This is a genomic window from Bacillus sp. FSL L8-0358, from assembly GCF_038593095.1.
In the GTDB taxonomy this organism is placed as follows: Bacteria; Bacillota; Bacilli; order Bacillales; family Bacillaceae; genus Bacillus; species Bacillus subtilis.
Window position 1 is genome coordinate 1,841,942 of the sequence record NZ_CP151962.1, and the last position, 21,881, is coordinate 1,863,822.

Annotated in this window: 19 protein-coding genes and 1 pseudogene; 13 read left to right on the plus strand and 7 right to left on the minus strand. The window is 43.1% G+C overall.

Translation table 11 applies throughout. The annotated features are described in order from the left end of the window. Window position 1 precedes the first annotated feature (1 nt). Window positions 2-7,633: a beta-ketoacyl synthase N-terminal-like domain-containing protein gene (locus tag NYE49_RS09290; RefSeq protein ID WP_342410996.1), complete on the plus strand. Its 7,632-nt coding sequence runs from the start codon at window positions 2-4 to the stop codon at window positions 7,631-7,633. Between the two features lie 44 nt (window positions 7,634-7,677). Here NYE49_RS09290 and NYE49_RS09295 read toward each other — a convergent pair whose 3' ends face one another. The 4 genes from NYE49_RS09295 to aprX form a co-directional block, all read right to left on the minus strand. Beyond that, complete coding sequence (locus NYE49_RS09295; RefSeq protein WP_342410997.1) at window positions 7,678-8,895, minus strand: cytochrome P450; 1,218 nt, start codon at window positions 8,893-8,895, stop codon at window positions 7,678-7,680. 230 nt (window positions 8,896-9,125) lie between these two features. After that, window positions 9,126-9,482, minus strand: coding sequence for a hypothetical protein (locus tag NYE49_RS09300; protein ID WP_015383717.1), 357 nt, complete (start codon window positions 9,480-9,482; stop codon window positions 9,126-9,128). Window positions 9,483-9,560: 78 nt separating this feature from the next. Next, the gene (locus tag NYE49_RS09305) at window positions 9,561-10,385 is read right to left on the minus strand and encodes a hypothetical protein (RefSeq protein ID WP_327846391.1); all 825 of its coding nucleotides are present in this window, start codon (window positions 10,383-10,385) and stop codon (window positions 9,561-9,563) included. A gap of 111 nt (window positions 10,386-10,496) precedes the next feature. Beyond that, on the minus strand, window positions 10,497-11,825 hold the full coding sequence (gene aprX / locus NYE49_RS09310; protein WP_042975826.1) for a serine protease AprX: 1,329 nt from the start codon (window positions 11,823-11,825) through the stop codon (window positions 10,497-10,499). Between the two features lie 224 nt (window positions 11,826-12,049). On the opposite strand from aprX, the pseudogene NYE49_RS09315 reads away from it, so the two are divergent. The 3 genes and pseudogenes from NYE49_RS09315 (at window position 12,050) to NYE49_RS09325 (ending at window position 13,790) form a co-directional block, all read left to right on the plus strand. Further along, window positions 12,050-12,281: pseudogene (locus NYE49_RS09315) on the plus strand (hypothetical protein). 279 nt (window positions 12,282-12,560) lie between these two features. After that, window positions 12,561-13,268 carry a poly-gamma-glutamate hydrolase family protein gene (locus NYE49_RS09320; RefSeq protein WP_003245758.1) on the plus strand — a complete coding sequence of 236 codons (708 nt, stop codon included), beginning with the start codon at window positions 12,561-12,563 and terminating at the stop codon, window positions 13,266-13,268. A gap of 69 nt (window positions 13,269-13,337) precedes the next feature. Continuing rightward, a complete protein-coding gene (locus tag NYE49_RS09325; RefSeq protein ID WP_342410998.1) occupies window positions 13,338-13,790 on the plus strand; it encodes an OsmC family protein in 453 nt (150 codons plus the stop codon). A 13-nt stretch (window positions 13,791-13,803) separates the two neighbouring features. On the opposite strand, the gene ebrB is transcribed toward NYE49_RS09325, so the two are convergent. The 3 genes from ebrB to NYE49_RS09340 all read right to left on the minus strand — a co-directional run bounded on the left by ebrB (window position 13,804) and on the right by NYE49_RS09340 (window position 14,905). Beyond that, entirely contained in the window at window positions 13,804-14,157 is a 354-nt protein-coding gene (gene ebrB / locus NYE49_RS09330) for a multidrug efflux SMR transporter subunit EbrB (protein ID WP_014476870.1), read from the minus strand. 13 nt (window positions 14,158-14,170) lie between these two features. Then, window positions 14,171-14,488: a multidrug efflux SMR transporter subunit EbrA gene (ebrA, locus tag NYE49_RS09335; RefSeq protein WP_015483253.1), complete on the minus strand. Its 318-nt coding sequence runs from the start codon at window positions 14,486-14,488 to the stop codon at window positions 14,171-14,173. A gap of 135 nt (window positions 14,489-14,623) precedes the next feature. Further along, complete coding sequence (locus tag NYE49_RS09340; protein ID WP_014664059.1) at window positions 14,624-14,905, minus strand: hypothetical protein; 282 nt, start codon at window positions 14,903-14,905, stop codon at window positions 14,624-14,626. A gap of 88 nt (window positions 14,906-14,993) precedes the next feature. Between NYE49_RS09340 and NYE49_RS09345 the strand changes: the two genes are divergently transcribed. The 9 genes from NYE49_RS09345 to NYE49_RS09385 all read left to right on the plus strand — a co-directional run bounded on the left by NYE49_RS09345 (window position 14,994) and on the right by NYE49_RS09385 (window position 21,864). After that, window positions 14,994-15,407: a YmaF family protein gene (locus NYE49_RS09345; RefSeq protein ID WP_003231769.1), complete on the plus strand. Its 414-nt coding sequence runs from the start codon at window positions 14,994-14,996 to the stop codon at window positions 15,405-15,407. Window positions 15,408-15,506: 99 nt separating this feature from the next. Then, complete coding sequence (gene miaA, locus NYE49_RS09350; protein WP_342410999.1) at window positions 15,507-16,451, plus strand: tRNA (adenosine(37)-N6)-dimethylallyltransferase MiaA; 945 nt, start codon at window positions 15,507-15,509, stop codon at window positions 16,449-16,451. Between the two features lie 39 nt (window positions 16,452-16,490). Beyond that, window positions 16,491-16,712: an RNA chaperone Hfq gene (hfq, locus tag NYE49_RS09355; RefSeq protein WP_003221097.1), complete on the plus strand. Its 222-nt coding sequence runs from the start codon at window positions 16,491-16,493 to the stop codon at window positions 16,710-16,712. A gap of 192 nt (window positions 16,713-16,904) precedes the next feature. Continuing rightward, entirely contained in the window at window positions 16,905-17,177 is a 273-nt protein-coding gene (locus NYE49_RS09360; protein ID WP_014479841.1) for a YmzC family protein, read from the plus strand. 81 nt (window positions 17,178-17,258) lie between these two features. Continuing rightward, window positions 17,259-17,489, plus strand: a complete 231-nt coding sequence (locus NYE49_RS09365; protein WP_003245262.1) for a hypothetical protein — start codon at window positions 17,259-17,261, stop codon at window positions 17,487-17,489. Window positions 17,490-17,732: 243 nt separating this feature from the next. Continuing rightward, window positions 17,733-18,125 carry a class Ib ribonucleoside-diphosphate reductase assembly flavoprotein NrdI gene (gene nrdI / locus NYE49_RS09370; protein ID WP_003231758.1) on the plus strand — a complete coding sequence of 131 codons (393 nt, stop codon included), beginning with the start codon at window positions 17,733-17,735 and terminating at the stop codon, window positions 18,123-18,125. Next, window positions 18,085-20,187, plus strand: a complete 2,103-nt coding sequence (nrdE, locus tag NYE49_RS09375) for a class 1b ribonucleoside-diphosphate reductase subunit alpha (RefSeq protein WP_014476877.1) — start codon at window positions 18,085-18,087, stop codon at window positions 20,185-20,187. The genes nrdI and nrdE overlap by 41 nt, the downstream gene beginning before the upstream one ends. 17 nt (window positions 20,188-20,204) lie before the next feature. Then, a complete protein-coding gene (gene nrdF / locus NYE49_RS09380) occupies window positions 20,205-21,194 on the plus strand; it encodes a class 1b ribonucleoside-diphosphate reductase subunit beta (RefSeq protein WP_003231754.1) in 990 nt (329 codons plus the stop codon). 49 nt (window positions 21,195-21,243) lie between these two features. Next, on the plus strand, window positions 21,244-21,864 hold the full coding sequence (locus tag NYE49_RS09385; protein ID WP_003245105.1) for a hypothetical protein: 621 nt from the start codon (window positions 21,244-21,246) through the stop codon (window positions 21,862-21,864). The last annotated feature ends 17 nt before the right edge of the window (window positions 21,865-21,881 follow it).

Consider the following 21,881-nt stretch of genomic DNA (forward strand, 5'->3'; position numbering starts at 1 on the left):
AATGCTGAACACAGAAGACATTCTCTGTAAAATGCTTTTCGCACAATTACAGTCCATAGGGTTTTTCACAGAAAGTAAATCCCAGCCGGTATTGGAGAATTTCTATGGCAGATGGTTTGAAGAAAGCCAATCGATTTTAGAACGGCATCAATTTCTCAAGCTAACGGAGAACGGATATGTTCCAACACGCTCAATAGGCACCATGAGCGAGCTGTGGAAAGAATGGAATGAACAAAAATCTGACCTGCTTCAAGATCATAATATGAAAGCCATGGTGACATTGGTGGAGACAGCACTTAAAGCCTTGCCGGAGATTCTGACCGGCAAGGCGTCAGCCACCGATATCCTGTTTCCGAATTCATCTATGGATTTAGTAGAAGGGATCTATAAAAACAATCAAGTCGCAGACTATTTTAATGATGTTCTTGCAGATACGTTAACAGCCTATCTGCAAGAACGTCTGAAGCAAGAGCCTGAGGCGAAGATTCGAATATTAGAAATCGGAGCCGGGACCGGTGGGACAAGCGCGGCTGTTTTTCAAAAATTGAAAGCATGGCAGACACATATAAAAGAATATTGTTATACAGATCTGTCTAAAGCTTTTTTAATGCATGCAGAAAATAAGTATGGTCCTGACAATCCATATTTGACATATAAACGATTTAATGTCGAGGAGCCGGCGTCTGAACAGCATATTGATGCGGGAGGCTACGACGCGGTCATCGCGGCAAATGTGCTTCATGCCACAAAAAATATCCGGCAGACATTGCGAAATGCAAAAGCAGTTTTGAAAAAAAACGGGCTGCTCCTTTTAAATGAAATAAGTGATCATAATATATATTCGCATTTGACGTTCGGCCTTTTAGAGGGCTGGTGGCTGTATGAGGATCCTGATCTCCGCATACCGGGCTGTCCGGGCCTGTATCCGGATACTTGGAAAACGGTGCTTGAGAGTGAAGGATTTCGCTATGTTTCCTTTATGGCTGAACAATCGCATCAGCTCGGCCAGCAGATCATTGCCGCTGAAAGTAACGGAGTCGTCCGTCAAAAGAAGAGAACGGAGGCAGAAGAAGATCCAAGCCATATACAAATGAATGCTGAAATCGATCATTCACAGGGAAGCGATTCTCTCATCGAACAAACGGCACAATTTGTGAAGCATACGCTGGCAAAATCAATCAAACTATCACCAGAACGTATTCACGAAGATACGACATTTGAGAAGTATGGAATTGATTCGATTTTGCAGGTGAATTTCATTCGTGAATTAGAAAAAGTGACGGGAGAGCTTCCAAAAACCATTTTATTTGAACATAACAACACAAAAGAACTCGTCGAATATTTAGTAAAGGGGCATGAAAATAAGCTCCGGACAGCATTGTTAAAGGAAAAAACGAAGCCTGCAAAAAATGAAGCTCCACTTCAAACAGAGCGTACAGATCCTAATAAGCCATTTACTTTTCATACACGCCGCTTTGTTACAGAGCAGGAAGTCACGGAAACTCAGCTAGCAAATACCGAACCACCAAAAAAAGAAAAGACAAGTAATTTGCAAGGAATACATTTTAATGATTCTAGTACAGAAGATATCGCAATAATCGGGGTAAGCGGGCGCTATCCGATGTCTAACAGTTTAGAAGAGCTTTGGGGGCATTTAATCGCCGGAGACAATTGTATTACAGAGGCACCGGAATCCAGATGGCGCACATCTTTATTGAAAACATTATCAAAAGATGCAAAAAAGCCGGCAAATAAGAAACGCTATGGCGGATTTTTACAAGATATAGAGGCATTTGACCATCAGCTTTTTGAGGTGGAGCAAAACCGGGTGATGGAAATGACACCTGAACTCCGTTTATGTTTAGAAACCGTCTGGGAAACGTTTGAGGACGGCGGCTATACGCGAACCCGGCTGGATAAATTGCGGGATGATGACGGAGTAGGTGTTTTTATAGGGAATATGTATAACCAGTATTTTTGGAATATCCCATCTTTAGAGCAGGCAGTCCTCAGCTCAAATGGGGGAGACTGGCACATTGCAAATCGCGTTTCCCACTTTTTTAACCTGACCGGACCGAGTATCGCTGTCAGCTCAGCATGCTCTAGTTCATTAAACGCCATACATCTTGCGTGTGAAAGCCTGAAATTGAAAAACTGCTCAATGGCGATTGCTGGAGGCGTCAATTTAACACTCGATCTCTCTAAATATGATTCTTTGGAGCGTGCCAATCTGCTGGGAAGCGGCAATCAAAGCAAAAGTTTTGGCACAGGAAACGGGCTTATTCCCGGGGAAGGCGTCGGAGCTGTCCTGTTAAAACCGCTTTCGAAGGCGATGGAAGATCAGGATCATATTTACGCTGTGATCAAAAGCAGTTTTGCCAACCATAGCGGCGGAAGACAGATGTATACAGCTCCGGACCCGAAGCAGCAAGCAAAGTTAATTGTCAAGTCGATTCAGCAGTCGGGCATTGATCCAGAGACTATCGGCTATATTGAATCGGCGGCAAATGGTTCGGCGCTGGGCGATCCTATTGAAGTAATTGCCTTAACAAACGCGTTTCAACAATATACAAACAAGAAACAGTTTTGTGCAATAGGCTCTGTCAAATCCAATCTGGGGCATTTAGAGGCGGCTTCCGGTATTTCTCAGCTGACAAAAGTGCTGCTGCAGATGAAGAAAGGGACGCTGGTGCCGACAATTAACGCGCTGCCTGTCAATCCAAATATTAAGCTGGAGCACACGGCTTTCTATCTTCAGGAACAAACAAAGCCATGGCATCGCTTGAATGATCCTGAAACTGGAAAACAATTGCCTCGCAGAAGCATGATCAATTCCTTCGGAGCGGGGGGAGCCTATGCCAATCTTATTATAGAAGAATATATGGAGACGGCCCCTGAGAAAGAACATATCGCTCTCCGCCAGCAGGAATTCACTGCCGTTTTTTCAGCCAAAACAAAATGGAGCCTGCTTAGCTATCTAGAAAATATGCAATTGTTTTTAGAGAAGGAAGCTTCTCTGGATATTGAACCCGTTGTACAGGCTTTACACAGGAGAAACCATAATTTAGAGCATAGGGCTGCATTTACAGTGACATCGACTCAAGAGCTGATCGAAAAACTAAAGGTGTTCCGAACATCAAGAGAAAGCTCACTCCAGCAAGGCATCTATACATCATTCGATTTACAGCCATGTGCGGAATCAGCATCTAGGGATAGAGAAATAAACGCAGCAGAGCAATGGGCACAAGGGGCATCGATTGCTTTTAAAGAAGCTGATATAGGGAACCGAACAGGCTGGGTTCATCTGCCTCACTATGCATTTGACCATAATACACCATTTCATTTCGATGTATCGTCTATCAATGAGAAATCGTCAGATGTTGAAGACAATATCAATCAGCCGGTCATTCAAGATCAATTCACTTATGATGAGCCTTACGTTCAAGGACACGTCTTCAACAATGAACGGGTGCTTGTCGGTGCCACATATGGCAGTCTGGCCATTGAAGCATTTTTTAACCTGTTCCCTGAGGAAAACAGCGGCCGTATCAGCAAATTAAGTTATACCAGTCCAATTGTCATCAAACAAGGCGAGACCATTGAACTTCAGGCAAAGCCGCTGCAAAAAGATCAAGTCATAGAACTGCAAATCATGTATCGCGAGCCGTCCTCTGGTTTGTGGAAGCCTGCCGCAATCGGACAATGCAGAATCGGTTCTTTTGAGCCCAAAAAAGTCAATATCGAGAACGTTAAGCATTCATTAACTAAGCTTCATCACATCGATCAGATGTATAAAACCGGAAACGGTCCTGAATGGGGAGAGTTATTTAAGACAATTACTCATCTCTACAGAGATCACAAGTCTATACTGGCAAAAATTCGCCTGCCCCAAAGCGGGCTGGCAAACGGGCACCATTACACTGTAAGCCCATTGATGACAAACAGCGCGTACTTGGCTACCCTCAGTTTCTTAGAGCAGTTTGACATGACAGGCGGCTTCCTGCCGTTTGGAATCAATGATATCCAGTTTACAAAGCAAACGATAAAAGGGGATTGCTGGCTTTTGATTACATTGGTTAAGAATACAGGTGACATGCTGCTGTTTGATGTAGATGTGATCAATGAGTCGTCAGAAACAGTGCTGCACTACTCGGGCTACTCGCTTAAACAGCTTCGTATTTCGAATCAAAGAGGAAATCAAAATAAGGCCATCAAAGCCAGCAATCTGAAAGATCGTATCAGAAGCTATGTAACAGATAAACTGGCAGTATACATGGCCGATCCGTCAAAATTGTCAATTGCAAAAGCGCATATCATGGATTTTGGAATTGATTCTTCTCAATTGGTTGCACTGACAAGGGAGATGGAAGCAGAGACAAAGATCGAATTAAATCCGACTCTGTTTTTTGAATATCCGACTATTCAAGAGTTAATCGACTTTTTTGCGGACAAACATGAAGCATCTTTTGCTCAGCTGTTTGGTGAAGCTCATCAGCAGGAAGAACGCCCAGCTCAAATCGAAAACCAAATGAAACAGATTCCGGCATACGAGACGAACACGGATAAAACAATCGAACACGCGGCAGACGGCATAGCCATTATCGGCATGTCGGGACAGTTTCCGAAAGCAAACAGCGTAACGGAATTTTGGGATAACCTTATCCAAGGAAAGAACTGTGTCTCTGAAGTGCCGAAAGAACGCTGGGACTGGCGCAAATATGCCGCAGCCGATAAGGAAGGGCAATCAAGCCTTCAATGGGGCGGTTTTATAGAAGGAATAGGTGAGTTTGATCCCCTGTTTTTTGGCATATCGCCTAAAGAAGCGGCGAATATGGACCCACAGGAGTTTCTGCTCTTGATACATGCATGGAAGGCGATGGAAGATGCAGGCTTAACAGGGCAGGTTGTATCCAGCCGCCCGACAGGAGTATTTGTCGCAGCCGGCAATACGGATACAGCTGTGGTTCCTTCCCTAATTCCAAACCGTATATCCTATGCACTTGATGTAAAAGGGCCAAGTGAATATTATGAAGCTGCCTGTTCCTCAGCTCTAGTGGCTTTGCACAGAGCTATACAATCCATTCGAAACGGCGAATGTGAGCAAGCCATTGTCGGGGCTGTGAATTTGCTGCTTTCACCAAAAGGCTTTATTGGCTTTGACTCAATGGGCTATTTGAGTGAGAAAGGACAGGCCAAATCCTTTCAATCAGATGCAAATGGCTTTGTCAGAAGTGAAGGAGCAGGAGTTCTCATCATTAAACCATTGCAAAAAGCCATTGAAGATTCTGATCATATTTATTCGGTTATTAAAGGTTCAGGTGTATCGCATGGCGGCAGGGGAATGTCACTTCACGCGCCAAATCCGGCCGGCATGAAGGATGCAATGCTGAAGGCTTATCAAGGAGCGCAGATTGATCCCAAAACGGTGACCTATATAGAAGCGCATGGGATCGCCTCTCCATTGGCAGACGCGATAGAAATAGAGGCGTTAAAGTCAGGCTGCAGTCAGCTCGAATGGGAACTTCCACAGGAAGTACGGGAGGAAGCGCCATGTTATATCAGCAGCTTAAAGCCGAGCATCGGACACGGTGAACTCGTCTCAGGCATGGCTGCTCTTATGAAGGTCAGCATGGCGATGAAGCATCAAACAATACCAGGCATATCCGGATTTTCGTCTTTGAATGACCAGGTGTCATTAAAGGGCACCCGTTTCCGAGTGACTGCCGAGAATCAGCAATGGAGGGATTTAAGTGACGATGCGGGCAAAAAAATTCCGCGCAGAGCGAGTATCAACAGCTATAGCTTTGGAGGCGTAAATGCGCACGTCATTTTAGAAGAATATATTCCTTTACCAAAACCACCGGTTAGTATGAGTGAGAATGGTGCCCACATTGTAGTTCTTTCTGCAAAGAATCAAGACAGGCTAAAAGCAATTGTTCAACAGCAGCTTGACTATGTGAATAAACAACAAGAACTGTCATTACAAGATTATGCTTATACACTCCAAACCGGCCGAGAGGAAATGGAAGACCGCCTGGCGCTCGTCGTCCGCAGTAAAGAAGAACTGGTAATCGGCTTGCAAGCCTGCTTAGCAGAAAAAGGCGATAAGCCGAAGAGTTCTGTACCTGTCTTTAGCGGAAATGCAGAAAATGGCTCGTCAGATCTCGAAGCCTTGCTGGATGGTCCATTAAGAGAAATGGTGATCGAGACTTTGTTGTCTGAAAACAACCTTGAAAAGATCGCGTTTTGCTGGACAAAAGGGGTGCAAATCCCGTGGGAGAAGCTTTATCAAGGAAAAGGTGCCCGCAGAATACCGTTGCCAACCTATCCATTTGAAAAGAGAAGCTGCTGGAACGGTTTTCAAGCAGTAGAGAATACGCCTTCTGTTTCACAGGATGAGCGTATCAACAACAGCAGCGATCATCACATATTAGCAAATGTACTAGGGATGGCTCCGGATGAACTGCAGCCTCATAAGCCATTGCAGCAGTATGGATTTGATTCAATTTCTTGCATACAGTTATTACAGCAATTGCAATCAAAGGTGGACCCTCTCATTGCCTTGACGGAGCTTCAAGCATGCCATACTGTTCAGGACATGATGGACTTGATCGCAAAGAAACAGGAGGATACATCCTTACAAAATGATCAAGCTCGCACGTTTCCGGAATTGATACCGTTAAATGACGGCAAGCGGGGGCGCCCTGTCTTTTGGTTCCATGGCGGAGTAGGAGGAGTTGAAATCTATCAGCAATTTGCACAAAAGAGCCAGCGCCCTTTTTACGGCATTCAAGCCAGAGGATTCATGACTGATTCTGCTCCTTTGCACGGAATTGAACAAATGGCTTCCTATTATATAGAGATCATTCGATCCATACAGCCTGAAGGTCCTTATGATGTAGGCGGATATTCCTTAGGCGGGATGATTGCATATGAAGTCACTCGAAAGCTGCAAAGCCAAGGCCTTGCTGTCAAAAGCATGGTGATGATTGACTCCCCATATCGTTCTGAGACAAAAGAGAATGAGGCATCTATGAAAACGTCAATGCTGCAAACAATTAATACGATGCTGGCATCGATTGCGAAATGGGAAAAGCTTACGGATGTTCTCATCAGCCGTGAAGAGGTGGACATAAGCTTAGAGGATGAAGAATTCCTGTCTGAGTTGATTGACTTGGCAAAAGAACGAGGGCTAAACAAACCAGATAAGCAAATACGTGCGCAGGCTCAGCAAATGATGAAAACACAGCGCGCCTATGATTTGGAGTCGTACACTGTTAAGCCTCTCCCTGATCCTGAGACGGTAAAATGTTATTATTTCCGCAACAAAAGCAGGTCTTTCTTTGGTGATTTAGACACTTATTTCACTTTATCAAATGAAAAAGAACCGTTTGATCAAGCTGCCTATTGGGAGGAATGGGAGCGGCAAATTCCCCATTTCCACCTGGTGGATGTCGATTCAAGCAACCACTTCATGATATTAACCGAACCGAAAGCGTCAACAGCCATGTTAGAATTTTGCGAAAAGCTCTATTCAAACAGGGGAGTAGTGAATGCGAATTTCCTTAAGGCTTTCCGGAAGAAGCATGAAGCGAGGGAAGAAAAAGAAACAGATGAATTGGTGAAGCGCTGAGAAAACACAAACGCCCCCTCTTTTAAAAGGGGGCGTTTTGAATGTTATTTTGAAAGTGAAACAGGGAGACTTTCTAATCCTCTTAAAAAGACATTTTTTCTCCATTGAATGTCATTAGGTGCAACCGCAAGTTCAATATCAGGAAATCTCTTCAGAAGTGCATTAAATGCAATGTGGCCTTCCAGCCTGGCAAGAGGCGCTCCTAAGCAGAAATGAATGCCAAAACCGAAAGAAATATGTCTGTTAGGCGACCGATTTATATTTAATATTTCGGGGTTCTCGAAAAAATTCGGGTCGCGATTGGCAGATCCGATCCCTATAAAAATCATGTCTCCTCTTTTGATCGAATGCCCCTTATATGTAAAGTCTTCGATGGCCCACCGATTTGCCATCATAACGACAGGTGAGGTGTATCGCAGCAATTCTTCAACCGCTGTAGCGATCATTTCAGGATGCTGCTTGAGCTTCTCACATTCCTTCTTGTGCTGCAGCAATGCGAGTGTGCCTGAGCCGAGTAAGTTAACAGTTGTCTCAAGGCCGGCTACAACGAGCAAGAACAGCATCGAATAAAGCTCTTTTTCGCTTAGCTTGCTGCCGTTTTCCTCAGCATGCACAAGTTTGCTGATTAAATCGTCTTTTGGCTTTATTCTTCTGTCATGGATCAGCTTGGCGATATAATCTTTAAATTCACGAAGGGCCTGATTTGTCAGCTCTCTATTACCTTCAGAGGTATCAACCATCGAATTGGTCCAGATTTGAAACTGTGACCGATCTTCTTTTGGGATTCCCATCAATTCAGATATAACAATAAAAGGCAAAGGGGAAGCGAAGGATTTCATAATATCCGCTTTATTTTCTTTTTCCATTTCATCTAAAAGCTGTTCAGCAATTTGTTCAATGCTGCCGCGCAGATTTTCAATGGTTCGGGGAGTAAATGCTTGATGAACAAGTGATCTCAGGCGGGTATGGTCAGGTGTGTCTTTTGCCAGCATATGATCGGATACAAAATCGATATCTTCACTAACGTTGAGCATTTTGATTTGTTCTTGGTCCATCACATTTTTTACGTCTCTTGTAATTCGATTGTCTTTTAAAAAGGCCATACAATCATCGTATCGGGTAATTAACCAGGCCGGATATGTGGCTCCGAACCGTTTTAATTCAAATCGGTGAATGGGCTCTTCCTCTCTAAATCGTCCTAAAACTGAAAAAGGATTGTGATGAAACTCTTTACCATGCGGATGAAACATCAATTTTTCCATTTGCATTCTCCTCGCCTAATAGGGTAAATAGATGGATCAAATTGCTGAACTAGTTTACAAAAAACAGAATGATTTGAAATATAATCCTGTCTCTAAAACTATATATCTATTTTAGGCGTCATTCAATAGGGTGAAGAACGAAAAAAGTGAAAAAACGGCTCGATATAAAGCAGCGCCTTTGAACGAAAGCTCAAAGGCGCTACGCTGTATTATTTTGATGAAAGTGATTGTCAGCTGTGCTGGATATCAATTGTATATACTGCACGATCTGTTATGACCTTCAATCCTTCGTTTTCTTGGTGAATATGTATTTCACCTAATAAAGGAATCTCATAGGCATTTTGCGGAAGCGGTACGTTTCCGTCCTCAGTGAATGTTGTTCCTTCGCCTTCTAAAACAAGCTCTTCTTTCGCAACATAATCATCAGGATGATTCGTACTGCGTATAGCCACTTTTTGAAGGTGGAGAACAATCTGATCCAAGTCTGATATCTCTTCATCATGGGTCAATTCACCTTTTCTAATATCAAGCGTCTGGCCGACTTTTGATTCCAGCCATTGAGAAAGCTGTGTATTCGTGTGTGCCATCAATATTCCTCCTTTTGATCTACACGATACTATTCCCAATTGCTGCATCTTTTACACGGAAAAGAGCCGCCTCACTCTTTATGTATGAAACAATTCGCTGTTGAGAGCCTTGATATAGCGTACGGCAGAACGCTGGACCGCTTCGCCGGCATTTTCTTTGACAACTTTAGAAAAAGCATTGTAAAGCCGGTTGAATTGAAGCGGTTTTACTTTGGCTGCTATTTCTTCAACTTTGGAGGCGGGAAGGGGAATGAGGTTTGGGTAGCTGTACATAAAGCTGACCCAGTTTCGGTCCGCCGCAACCGTAATTATATCTCCGGTCAATAGACAGCCTTTCCCTTCATTGCCCTTGCTCCAATGCAGAACAGCACCGCCTTTAAAATGTCCGCCCAGTCGGTAAAGGTCCAGTCCCGGCTTCATATTGAGCGTTTCCCCTGACCAGAAGTGAATGTGATTGCTTGGCCTTGTCACCCATTCTTTATCATCCTCGTGGATATAGATCGGGGCCTGAAATGCTTCAGCCCACTCAACCTGAGTAGAGTAATAATGCGGATGAGACAAGGCGATGGCTTGAATACCGCCTAATTCGTTGATTTGGTCAATTGTCTTTTGGTCAAGATATGTCATACAATCCCACAGCACATTGAAGCCCTTATGCTGGATAAGATGGGCTGTTTGTCCGATCGCAAACTCTGGTTCAGTTTTGATGCTGTAAAGATGCTCTTCTTCCTTTTTAAGGATGTTTTGAAGGTTTCCTTTCTCAAGCATGTCTTCAAGGGTTGTCCAACTTTGTCCATCGGGATGAATATACTGTCTTTCATCCTCGCAAATCAGACACGAGTTGGGCGGATCTACAGTCTGTGCATGTTGCACACCGCATGTATTGCAGATATAATATGGCACTTTCTTCACTTCCTTCATCTATTTTCCATTATTTTACCTTATTATTATGAATATTCAAATGAAAAAACCGGCAGTTCTGCTGAGAGAGAATTGCCGGCTTTTTGGTGCTTTTTATTGGCCGGGAACGGAATTTTCTGCGTTGACAGCGCCCGCTCCGTAGATATTCGGATCTTCATCTTTCCATTTGTCCGTGCCGTTTTTCAAAAGCTCTTTTACTTCATCAGGGGTAAGATCCGGGTTTTGCTGAAGAATTAAAGCTGCGATTCCTGCGCAAATTGGTGTTGCCATCGAGGTTCCTGACATTGTAAAGTACTGAGACCCTACACGGCTTGACTTTTGGAGCTTATCAATATAAGAATTCGGAGAGCGAAGGGAAATAATATTAACACCCGGCGCTAAAATATCGGGCTTTTCTTTCCCGTATACTGTCGGGCCGCGGCTTGAGAAGGAAGCGACAGTATCATCATCGCTGCTTGCAGTATTGTTATCGTCAAGCGCACCTACTGTAATCACCTTTTCGCTCACGCCCGGGCTTGCAATGGTCTGCGAATCAGGGCCTGAGTTTCCGGCAGCGACACAGACGACAATCCCTGCGTTCCACGCTTCTTCAACCGCTCTGACTAACGGATCTTCCTGTTCATGATCATATCTAAGGGCATCGCCCCCAAGCGACATACTAATAATATCAATCGGTTCATCGGGGTTGTCCTCATTGTATTGAATACACCACTCAACACCCTCTATAATATCTGCTAACGTTCCTGAACCCTGCTTGTTTAATACCTTTACACCGATGAGATTGGCTTCCGGTGCAGGTCCGCGGTATTGACCGGAAGAGGATGCACCGCTGCTTGCGACATCACCTGCACAGTGTGTGCCATGACCATTATCATCGTACGGCTCTGTTTTTTGATTGACCATGTCCGCGAATCCGATAATTCTGCCTTCTAGATCAGGATGCGGGTAGATTCCTGTATCGACAACAGCGACAGTAACACCTTTTCCTGTCAGGGTTTGCCCGTTTCTGACGACTTCCTTCGCATGGCTTGCTTCGGTTGCCGTGTCTAAAAGCGCTTTGACTTCGCGGTTTAAATACACTTTACGGATATTGCTGCATTCAGAGAGAAGGGAATGTAATGCTGAAGGAGTAACCTCCGCGCTGCAGCAGTTGATTTTGTTGAAGCGGCTTTTTAGCTTGCTGCGTTTTTCTTTTTGCAGCACCTCTCCAGCCATTTGAAAGCCGGTCTCGTGACAGCCTTCCTCAAATTCGATAATGACTGACATTTTTTTTCTGTTTTGCAATTTGGTTTCGAAAAATTTATGCAAGAAGCAAGGAGTCCATTTGAAGGGCTTGTAAAGCTGCAATACGGTTTCCCGTAACGGCCAATCTAGCTTGTGAGCATTTGCTCTCACCATTTGTACCATAGAGTACCCAAACATGTATTTTCCTCCTATTATAAGGTTCTCTGTATACTCTATGAACAGATGATAGGTTTTGTAAGTTTGTTTGTCCTCTGTAAGAGACAGACAAGAGTTTGTTTTTCTGAATCTTTCGCATTAGATACGATAGATTCAGAAGTTGAGGAAATCATTGGGGATTGATAAGGAACGTTTGTTCGTATTATAATGTGATCATATCAAACTGGGAAAGGGAGAGCGACCGTATGAATTTCTACTTGCACCGATCATTGGAAAGCCAAATGCCAATCAGCATTATATATGAAGAAAGACGGAACGATTAGTAAAAGAACGATTATTGTAAGACAGAAAAGCAAAACGAAAATCAAAGCATTTTGTTTTTCGAAACAACAGATCAGAACATTTTTATTGGACTCTATCCTCTCCTGTGACTTTGTGAGAACAAATAAGCAAAATCTCTATTCTGCAGGCCGGTAACAGCTGTCCGTCTCAGCAATCGGGCAGCCTGTTACTAAAACCCTCCTTAAACCTATATACATTTATTTGCCAAGTGAGGTTGTTCCTACCTTTTTTGTCTTTCCTCTCAACCTTTTTTCACTCTTATTTGAAATGAACCGCTAATAACCGTGACAATCAATTGATTTTTTGAAACCGGGAACTTTTTCACTGATGATATTGTGTATACAATGGTAAGATAAAACCTATTGGCTAAACCTCATATAATGAACCGCGCCATTCTTATGAAAGGAGTTAAACATGAGAAGATTTTTACTAAATGTCATATTAGTCTTAGCCATTGTCTTGTTCTTGAGATATGTTCATTACTCATTGGAACCTGAACCATCAAATCAGCCAGATACATATTCAAATTTTAGCAGCTTGGCAGAGAATGAGAGCCCAGCCGATTACGATATTTCATATAATGAGAAAAAAGGAAGCAAAGTCTTAATTATGTCTCCGCATGGCGGAAGAATTGAAGGCGGAGTAAGTGAGCTTGTGCGTTATTTCAATAATGAATACTCTACATACCTGTTTGAAGGGTTGAAGTCCCACGATAACCAAACGCTGCACATTACAAGCACCAATTTTGATGAGCCATTGGCAAAAAAGAAAATCAAGGAGCATCAATATGTGGTGGCTTTTCACGGATATAAAGGGGAGAACAAGAATACCCTTGTAGGGGGAACAGACCGAAAGCGGGCGAAAATGATTGTGAGAGCCCTTGAGCGGAGAGGGTTTTCCGCTGAGTTAGCGTCGTCTAAAAGCGGTCTTGCTGGATTGAATGCCGAAAACATTAATAACCAAGGGGAAACGGGGCTAAGTATCCAGCTGGAAATCAGCCGTGAGCAGAGAGAAGCATTTTTTGATGATTTTTATTATAAAAATAGAAAATACACAAAGAATAGTGAATTTTATGCTTATGTCAGTGCGATCAAAGGTGTCCTGGAAAAAGAGTATTCGTAACAAGCAGATCAGCAGACAAAATAAGAGAAAATCAGTAGACTGAAATAGGATAAAAAAGGAGGCAAAACAATGGCAGATCATCATTTTTATTTAAAAGCGAATTGGCCGGGTAACCGCAATGATGTCGGTACGATTGAAAGCGGAAACCTGATCACATCGATTTCCATTCCTAAAGAAATGGATGGCCCGGGAGAAGGGACCAACCCAGATGAAATGCTTCTCGGGGCGGCAGCGACCTGTTACATTATTACACTTGCGGCGATGATGGAGAGAAGCGGGCTGAAAAAAGAAGACTTACAGATGGAGTCAGAAGGCATTGTCGACGTCACAAAAGGAGTCTTTACATACAAAAAGATCATTCACCGTCCCTCTGTCGTGCTTAAACATGATGCTTCACAAGATGACGTCGCATTGGCTCACAAGCTTTGTAAAAAAGCGGAGGCGTCATGCATGATTTCGCGTGCAATTCAAGGAAATGTCGAGCTGCAGCTTGAAGCCTCTGTGAAACTGGGTGGAGAATAAAGAAAACAGACGGTCACTCACAGACCGTCTGTTTTTTATCTTCAGCGTGGGCTTTCGATTGATTTAGCACGACCACGCCTGCAATGACAAGCGTGAGACCGAATACACCTTTTAAACTGATGGTTTCGCCAAAAAGCAAAAACCCGACAATTGCTGTAAGCGCGGTACCAACGCCCGACCATGTTGCATACGCGCTTGATAAGTCAATTGTTTTTAAAGAAAAGCTTAGAAACGTAAAAGCAGAAAGAAATCCGACTATGACTCCGGCAATGGGCCAGGCTTGTGTAAATCCTTCTGAAAGCTTCAGCATCGTGCTCCCAAACACTTCAGATACAATGGCGAGAGCCAAATAAAGCAATCCTCTCATCTTCATCACTCCTTTACTGCCAATTAAGTAACACGACCCCTGATAGTAATAAAAGAATCCCGATAAGCCCTTTGGCATTCAGATCTTCCTTGAACCATTTTACTCCGATCACTGTCGTCAGCACCGTGCCCGCCCCGCTCCAAGTCGCATAGGAGAGGCTCAGGGGAATATGGTTTAAAGTCAGGGACAGCATATAAAAGGCGAGGGAATAGCCAATAACGACCAAAGCACTTGGCTTCCACTTTTTGAAGCCATCAGATACTTTCAGCATGGCTGCTCCTATCGATTCCGAACATATGGCAATCGTGAGGAATATATATCCTATCAACATCATGAATTCTCCTCACTATATTTTTAGATTAGAAAAAAACTTCAGCTAGAAAAATATTAGTGTATGCCTATGTATGAGTCAAGAGATTCATTTTCACACACTTAAAAAGACCCCTTTTTAAGGGGTCTTTTGCGTTTAATAATAATAAGGGAACGGGGCATACGGATAATAGGGGTATCCGCCATACAAATAGGGATTAAATAAAGCGCTTCCTATAAGCCCGCCTGCAAGGCCGCCGATAAACGGTCCTCCAAAAAATCCGAATGGCCGGCCAAAACCAAATCCATAACCAAATCCGGGTCTTCCAAACCCGTAACCGAACCCGAACGGTCTTCCAAACCCAAATGGTCTCCCGAATCCGAACGGTCTTCCAAATATTCTTGTATCTTCAGGGCTGAAATTTTCTAACTCGTTCATGTTTTCTTTCCTCCTGTAATAAAGTGTAGATGATGCAGTGTATTCAGCCTGCCCGGATTTGATTGGGCGAATCGAGGAAAAGGAGGATGTGAACACATTGGGCCTGTATCAGTCTGACTGGTCAAAAGCACCGCCCCACGCACATGCTTATCATGTCAAAACAACGAGAGAACAGGGCCATTATCATCTCATTGAAGGGTTTACTCAGCCGGCAAACGGATCAAATACCGATCAGCATACACATTACTATACAGGGATCACTTCATTTGAAAACGGCCATTTTCATCGGTATTACGGAATCTCAGGGCCGGCGATTCCCTTAGCAGATGGCACACATTATCATGAAATCGAAGAAACGACGTATCTGGCCTATAACGAGCCGATTGAGATCCAGTACGGAGGGGTTGTGTACGATCCAGGAGATGACAGAAGAAAAACGCATCGTCATACCCTGAAAGGAAAGACAAGGGAAATTGTCGGCAATGAGCCGCTCGGCTGGTAGAAGGATGTTTACCGATGCAAAAAAAGGGCAAAATGGATAGGTGGTTGTCCATGTTGAATGCTATAATGGGGGGAGATTTATAAAAGAGAGTGATACATATTGAATAATACGAAGCAACCCGTTGTCATTTTAGTCGGACCGACGGCAGTGGGGAAAACCAATTTAAGTATTCAGCTAGCCAAATCCTTAAACGCGGAAATTATCAGCGGAGATTCAATGCAGATTTATAAAGGGATGGATATTGGAACAGCTAAAATTACCGAACAGGAGATGGAGGGAGTGCCCCACCATCTGATTGACATTTTAGATCCCCAAGACTCTTTCTCTACTGCCGATTATCAAAGCTTAGTAAGAAATAAAATCAGCGAGATTGCAAATAGAGGAAAGCTTCCGATGATTGTCGGCGGTACAGGGCTTTATATACAATCTGTGCTTTACGATTATACATTTACGGAAGAGGCAAATGATCCCGTGTTTCGAGAGAGCATGCAAATGGCTGCTGAGCGGGAAGGCGCTGACTTTCTTCATGCCAAACTTGCTGCAGCAGATCCCGAGGCAGCAGCTGCGATTCATCCGAATAATACAAGAAGAGTCATTCGCGCACTGGAAATTTTACATACGTCCGGAAAAACGATGTCCCAGCATTTGAAGGAACAAAAACGAGAACTTCTGTACAATGCGATGTTAATCGGCCTGACAATGGATAGAGACACACTTTACGAAAGAATTAATCAGCGGGTCGATATGATGATGGAGTCAGGTCTTCTTCCGGAAGTGAAGCGCTTATACGACAAGAACGTGAGAGACTGTCAATCAATACAGGCGATAGGCTATAAAGAGCTGTATGCATATTTTGACGGTTTTGTGACACTTTCCGATGCTGTCGAACAGCTAAAGCAGAACTCGAGGCGGTATGCGAAACGCCAGCTGACGTGGTTTCGCAACAAAATGCAGGTCACATGGTTCGATATGACACCGCCTGTTGATATGGAGCTGAAAAAAAAGGAAATTTTCACACATATAGCAGGAAAACTCGAACTTTAATCGAAACTGTATGATATAGAGAATCAAGGAGGACGAAACATGAAACCGATTAATATTCAGGATCAGTTTTTGAATCAAATCCGGAAAGAAAATACGTATGTCACTGTTTTTTTGCTGAACGGCTTTCAGTTGCGGGGCCAGGTGAAAGGCTTTGATAACTTTACCGTATTGTTGGAATCGGAAGGTAAGCAGCAGCTTATATATAAACATGCGATCTCAACGTTTGCGCCGCAAAAAAACGTCCAGCTTGAACTCGAATAGATCAAAAAATGCCATGTCAAGACATGAAGAAAGGCTGCCGGGGTTCCCGGCGGCCATTTTTAACATGAATCCACTTTTGCTCCAAGCTTTGTGTAAGCTGACCATGCTAAGGCACGGTCTTTTTTTATGAGAACAACATACGGAAGTGAAAATGGTATATTATGTATAAAATGAATTTGGGAGTGATCGACCTTGTTTGAAAGTGAAGCAGAACTGAGACGAATCAGGATTGCACTTGTATGGATAGCTGTTTTTTTACTGTTCGGGGCGTGCGGGAATCAAGATACCATTATTGAAACAGACAGCGGCAATTCAGACTATGAAACGCCTCAGCCCACCTCGTTTCCGCTTGAACATAACCATTTTGGCGTTATGGAGGACGGCTATATCAAAATTTATGAGTATAATGAGTCCCGCAATGAGGTAAAGCTGAAGAAAGAATACGCGGATGATGAACTTGAATAAAATTCACAAGCATTCGAATTTACAAAGCGGATGCCAGCCGCTAAACTAAATACAGACACAGATCAAACAGAGGGTGAAAACATGAAGCATAAAGTGATCGTGAATCATTGGGAAGAAATTTGCGAAGATGATTCTTGCTATGAATACGGAACAAGTATCATTGTGAACGGAAAAGAATTAATCAGAGAAGCGTCAATTATCACTGCTTTGAAGGCGGTTTTAGAAGAGATCGGCGCGGATGTTGAAATAGAAGAAACAGTAGAGAGCGAAAAATGCTGTGATAGCTTAAGAAAAAAAAATCTAGACTACTAAGCAGTTTTTTTTCATGTTATGATATACATCGGCTAAAAAACGACACCCCGAGTAGGACGAGAGATGATTCTCGTTCTGCTCTCTTTTTTGGGCCCTAATGAGTCTGCCCATTTGCCTGATTTGATCAAAATATGAATTTTTCATAAAAACGAATCTATATATTGTGTTTTTGCTAGAGGGTAGTATACTATATATAGTGTTAGTGATGAGAGATTCATATTTTTTGATAGGTCGTGATAAAACGTGGTACAAATCATATTTGATTCGAAAACAGGGAATGTTCAGCGGTTTGTGAATAAAACAGGCTTTCAGCAGATACGCAAGGTGGACGAAATGGACCACGTGGACACTCCGTTTGTTTTGGTCACCTACACGACAAACTTCGGTCAGGTACCGGCATCAACACAATCATTTCTCGAAAAATACGCCCATCTCTTATTAGGAGTCGCTGCGAGCGGCAACAAAGTATGGGGCGATAACTTTGCAAAAAGCGCCGATACCATTTCAAGACAATATCAGGTGCCGATCTTGCACAAATTTGAACTCAGCGGCACATCTAAAGACGTTGAATTGTTTACTCAGGAGGTAGAAAGAGTTGTCACAAAATCAAGTGCCAAAATGGATCCAGTTAAATAACGAAATCATGATCCAAAAAGATGGAAAATTCCAGTTTGATAAGGATAAAGAGGCTGTACATAGCTATTTTGTAGACTATATCAATCAAAACACAGTGTACTTTCACGATTTAAAAGAGAAGCTGGATTATTTGATTGAAAACCAATACTACGAAGAGGAGTTCTTAAGCCTTTATTCTTTTGAAGACATTAAAGAAGTGTTTAAGACAGCTTACGCAAAGAAGTTTCGTTTTCCTTCCTTCATGAGTGCGTTTAAATTTTATAATGACTATGCTTTGAAAACGAATGACAAGAAAAGAATCCTCGAGCGTTATGAGGACCGGATCTCAATTGTTGCGCTGTTCTTCGCAAACGGCGACACTGAGAAAGCAAAGGAATATGTGCACCTGATGATCAATCAGGAATATCAGCCGAGCACACCGACATTTTTGAATGCCGGCAGAAAACGCCGCGGTGAACTTGTGAGCTGCTTCTTGCTGGAAGTTAATGATTCTTTAAATGACATTTCAAGAGCGATCGATATCTCCATGCAGCTTTCTAAACTGGGCGGAGGGGTTTCTCTTAACCTGTCCAAGCTTCGCGCGAAAGGTGAAGCCATTAAAGATGTTGAGAATGCGACAAAAGGCGTTGTAGGCGTCATGAAGCTTCTTGATAACGCGTTCCGTTATGCTGACCAAATGGGACAAAGACAAGGGTCCGGCGCGGCGTATTTAAACATTTTCCACCGCGATATCAATGATTTTCTTGATACGAAAAAGATTTCTGCGGATGAAGATGTGCGTGTCAAAACGCTTTCGATCGGTGTTGTCATTCCGGATAAGTTCGTTGAGCTTGCACGCGAGGACAAAGCGGCTTATGTATTCTACCCGCACACGATTTATAAAGAGTACGGCCAGCACATGGATGAGATGGACATGAACGAAATGTACGACAAGTTTGTCGACAACCCTCGGGTGAAAAAGGAAAAAATCAACCCGCGGAAACTGCTTGAAAAATTGGCGATGCTTCGTTCTGAATCAGGCTATCCATACATCATGTTCCAAGATAACGTGAATAAAGTGCATGCGAATAACCATATTTCGAAGGTCAAATTTTCTAACCTTTGCTCTGAAGTGCTGCAGGCATCTCAAGTTTCTTCATACACAGACTATGATGAAGAAGATGAAATCGGTCTGGATATTTCCTGCAACCTGGGCTCGCTTAACATTCTCAATGTCATGGAGCATAAATCAATCGAAAAGACAGTCAAGCTTGCGACAGACTCTTTAACACACGTGTCTGAAACAACTGACATCCGTAATGCGCCTGCTGTAAGACGGGCAAACAAAGCGATGAAATCAATCGGCCTCGGTGCTATGAACCTTCACGGCTACCTTGCGCAAAACGGCATTGCGTATGAAAGTCCGGAAGCGCGTGACTTTGCAAACACGTTCTTTATGATGGTGAACTTCTACTCCATCCAGCGTTCTGCGGAAATCGCAAAAGAGAAGGGCGAAACGTTTGATCAATATGAAGGCTCAACCTATGCGACAGGTGAATACTTTGACAAATACGTTTCTACTGATTTCTCACCGAAATATGAAAAAATCGCTAATCTGTTTGAAGGTATGCATATCCCGACGACAGAGGACTGGAAAAAGCTAAAAGCATTTGTGGCTGAACACGGTATGTATCACAGCTACAGATTATGCATTGCGCCAACAGGCTCTATCTCATACGTCCAATCAAGTACGGCGTCTGTTATGCCGATTATGGAACGCATTGAAGAACGAACATACGGCAACTCAAAAACGTACTACCCAATGCCTGGGCTTGCATCTAATAACTGGTTCTTCTATAAAGAAGCCTACGATATGGACATGTTCAAGGTTGTGGATATGATCGCCACTATCCAGCAGCACATTGATCAGGGAATCAGCTTTACATTGTTCTTAAAAGACACAATGACGACCCGTGATTTAAACCGAATCGATCTGTATGCACATCATAGAGGAATTAAAACCATTTACTATGCAAGAACGAAAGATACTGGGCAAGACAGCTGCCTTTCTTGTGTTGTTTGATTAAAGGAGAGTTTATAGTGACAAAAATTTATGACGCAGCAAACTGGTCAAAGCATGAAGACGATTTTACCCAAATGTTCTATAACCAAAACGTGAAACAGTTCTGGCTTCCGGAAGAGATTGCTTTAAACGGCGATCTCCTCACATGGAAGTACCTCGGAAAAAATGAGCAGGACACTTATATGAAGGTACTGGCCGGACTTACGCTTCTTGATACAGAGCAGGGGAATACGGGGATGCCGATCGTGGCTGAACACGTAGATGGCCACCAGCGGAAAGCGGTGCTGAACTTTATGGCAATGATGGAGAACGCTGTCCATGCGAAGTCGTACTCTAATATTTTCATGACCCTTGCACCGACTGAAACGATCAATGAAGTATTTGAATGGGTTAAACAAAATAAATATTTGCAGAAAAAAGCGCAAATGATTGTCGGGCTTTACAAAGCCATTCAAAAAGATGATGAAATTTCACTGTTCAAAGCGATGGTTGCTTCCGTCTATCTGGAAAGCTTCCTTTTCTACAGCGGTTTCTATTATCCGTTATATTTCTACGGACAAGGAAAACTGATGCAAAGCGGTGAGATCATTAACCTGATCCTTCGTGACGAAGCGATTCACGGCGTGTATGTCGGTCTCCTTGCTCAGGAAATTTATAATAAACAGACAGAAGAGAAAAAAGCAGAGCTTCGTGAATTTGCGATCGACCTCCTGAATCAGTTATATGAAAATGAGCTTGAGTATACAGAGGACTTGTACGATCAAGTCGGTCTCTCACATGATGTAAAGAAATTCATCCGCTATAATGCGAATAAAGCGCTGATGAACCTTGGATTTGATCCATACTTCGAAGAGGAAGACATTAATCCGATCGTTTTAAACGGATTAAACACAAAAACAAAATCGCATGACTTCTTCTCTATGAAGGGGAATGGTTATAAAAAAGCGACAGTTGAGCCGCTCAAAGATGATGACTTTTATTTTGAAGATGAAAAAGAGCAGATATAATATCTGCTCTTTTCGGCTTGAAGGTTCAAATGAGGAGGACGCAGTACCCATGGGAAAAATGGACGAAATGATTTTAGTTGCCCCGCGCGATGATGTGTTTAAGAAAGAAAGCTTAACCTTCCAGGGCGTGTACAGTGAAGATAGCAGAGTAGCCGAAATCATGGCTCAGATTGAAGCAGCCTATCGTGAAATGAGAAGAGGGGACGCAGAAGAAGATCCGCGTTTCAAGCAGCCGATACCTTATGTCGTCATTAAGCGTGAAGATGAAGTTTTTCTTTACGAGCGGCTGGCTGGCGGCGGTGAATCACGACTGCACAACAAGCTTTCTCTCGGCTTTGGCGGTCATATGAACGCCATCGAAGGGGCAGCTTCATTTGCTGAAGTCTTAAAGCTGAACACAGACCGTGAGCTTGAGGAAGAACTGCAAATAAATGAAGAAGATAAACAGGCGATTGTCACACTGGGATTGATCAATGATGATGAAAACAGTGTTGGCAAAGTGCATATCGGTATTCTTTCTGCGCTTCAATTAAAGCCTGGCGCACAAGTGGAAGTGAAGGAGAAAGAACAAATTGCGGGTAAATGGATGAAAGTTTCTGAATTAAAACAGGATGACATCTACAACCGTCTGGAAACATGGTCACAGTTTGTTGTTGATATTCTTGAATAAAAAAACCCGGTTTCTCG

Excerpts from the sequence above, each read along its gene's own strand:
- NYE49_RS09290 (WP_342410996.1), top strand. The coding sequence starts at position 2 with ATGCTGAACACAGAAGACATTCTCTGTAAAATGCTTTTCGCACAATTA.
- NYE49_RS09295 (WP_342410997.1), bottom strand. The coding sequence starts at position 8,895 with ATGGAAAAATTGATGTTTCATCCGCATGGTAAAGAGTTTCATCACAAT.
- NYE49_RS09300 (WP_015383717.1), bottom strand. The coding sequence starts at position 9,482 with ATGGCACACACGAATACACAGCTTTCTCAATGGCTGGAATCAAAAGTC.
- aprX (WP_042975826.1), bottom strand. The coding sequence starts at position 11,825 with ATGTTTGGGTACTCTATGGTACAAATGGTGAGAGCAAATGCTCACAAG.
- NYE49_RS09320 (WP_003245758.1), top strand. The coding sequence starts at position 12,561 with ATGAGAAGATTTTTACTAAATGTCATATTAGTCTTAGCCATTGTCTTG.
- NYE49_RS09325 (WP_342410998.1), top strand. The coding sequence starts at position 13,338 with ATGGCAGATCATCATTTTTATTTAAAAGCGAATTGGCCGGGTAACCGC.
- ebrB (WP_014476870.1), bottom strand. The coding sequence starts at position 14,157 with ATGAGAGGATTGCTTTATTTGGCTCTCGCCATTGTATCTGAAGTGTTT.
- ebrA (WP_015483253.1), bottom strand. The coding sequence starts at position 14,488 with ATGTTGATAGGATATATATTCCTCACGATTGCCATATGTTCGGAATCG.
- NYE49_RS09340 (WP_014664059.1), bottom strand. The coding sequence starts at position 14,905 with ATGAACGAGTTAGAAAATTTCAGCCCTGAAGATACAAGAATATTTGGA.
- hfq (WP_003221097.1), top strand. The coding sequence starts at position 16,491 with ATGAAACCGATTAATATTCAGGATCAGTTTTTGAATCAAATCCGGAAA.
- NYE49_RS09365 (WP_003245262.1), top strand. The coding sequence starts at position 17,259 with ATGAAGCATAAAGTGATCGTGAATCATTGGGAAGAAATTTGCGAAGAT.
- NYE49_RS09385 (WP_003245105.1), top strand. The coding sequence starts at position 21,244 with ATGGGAAAAATGGACGAAATGATTTTAGTTGCCCCGCGCGATGATGTG.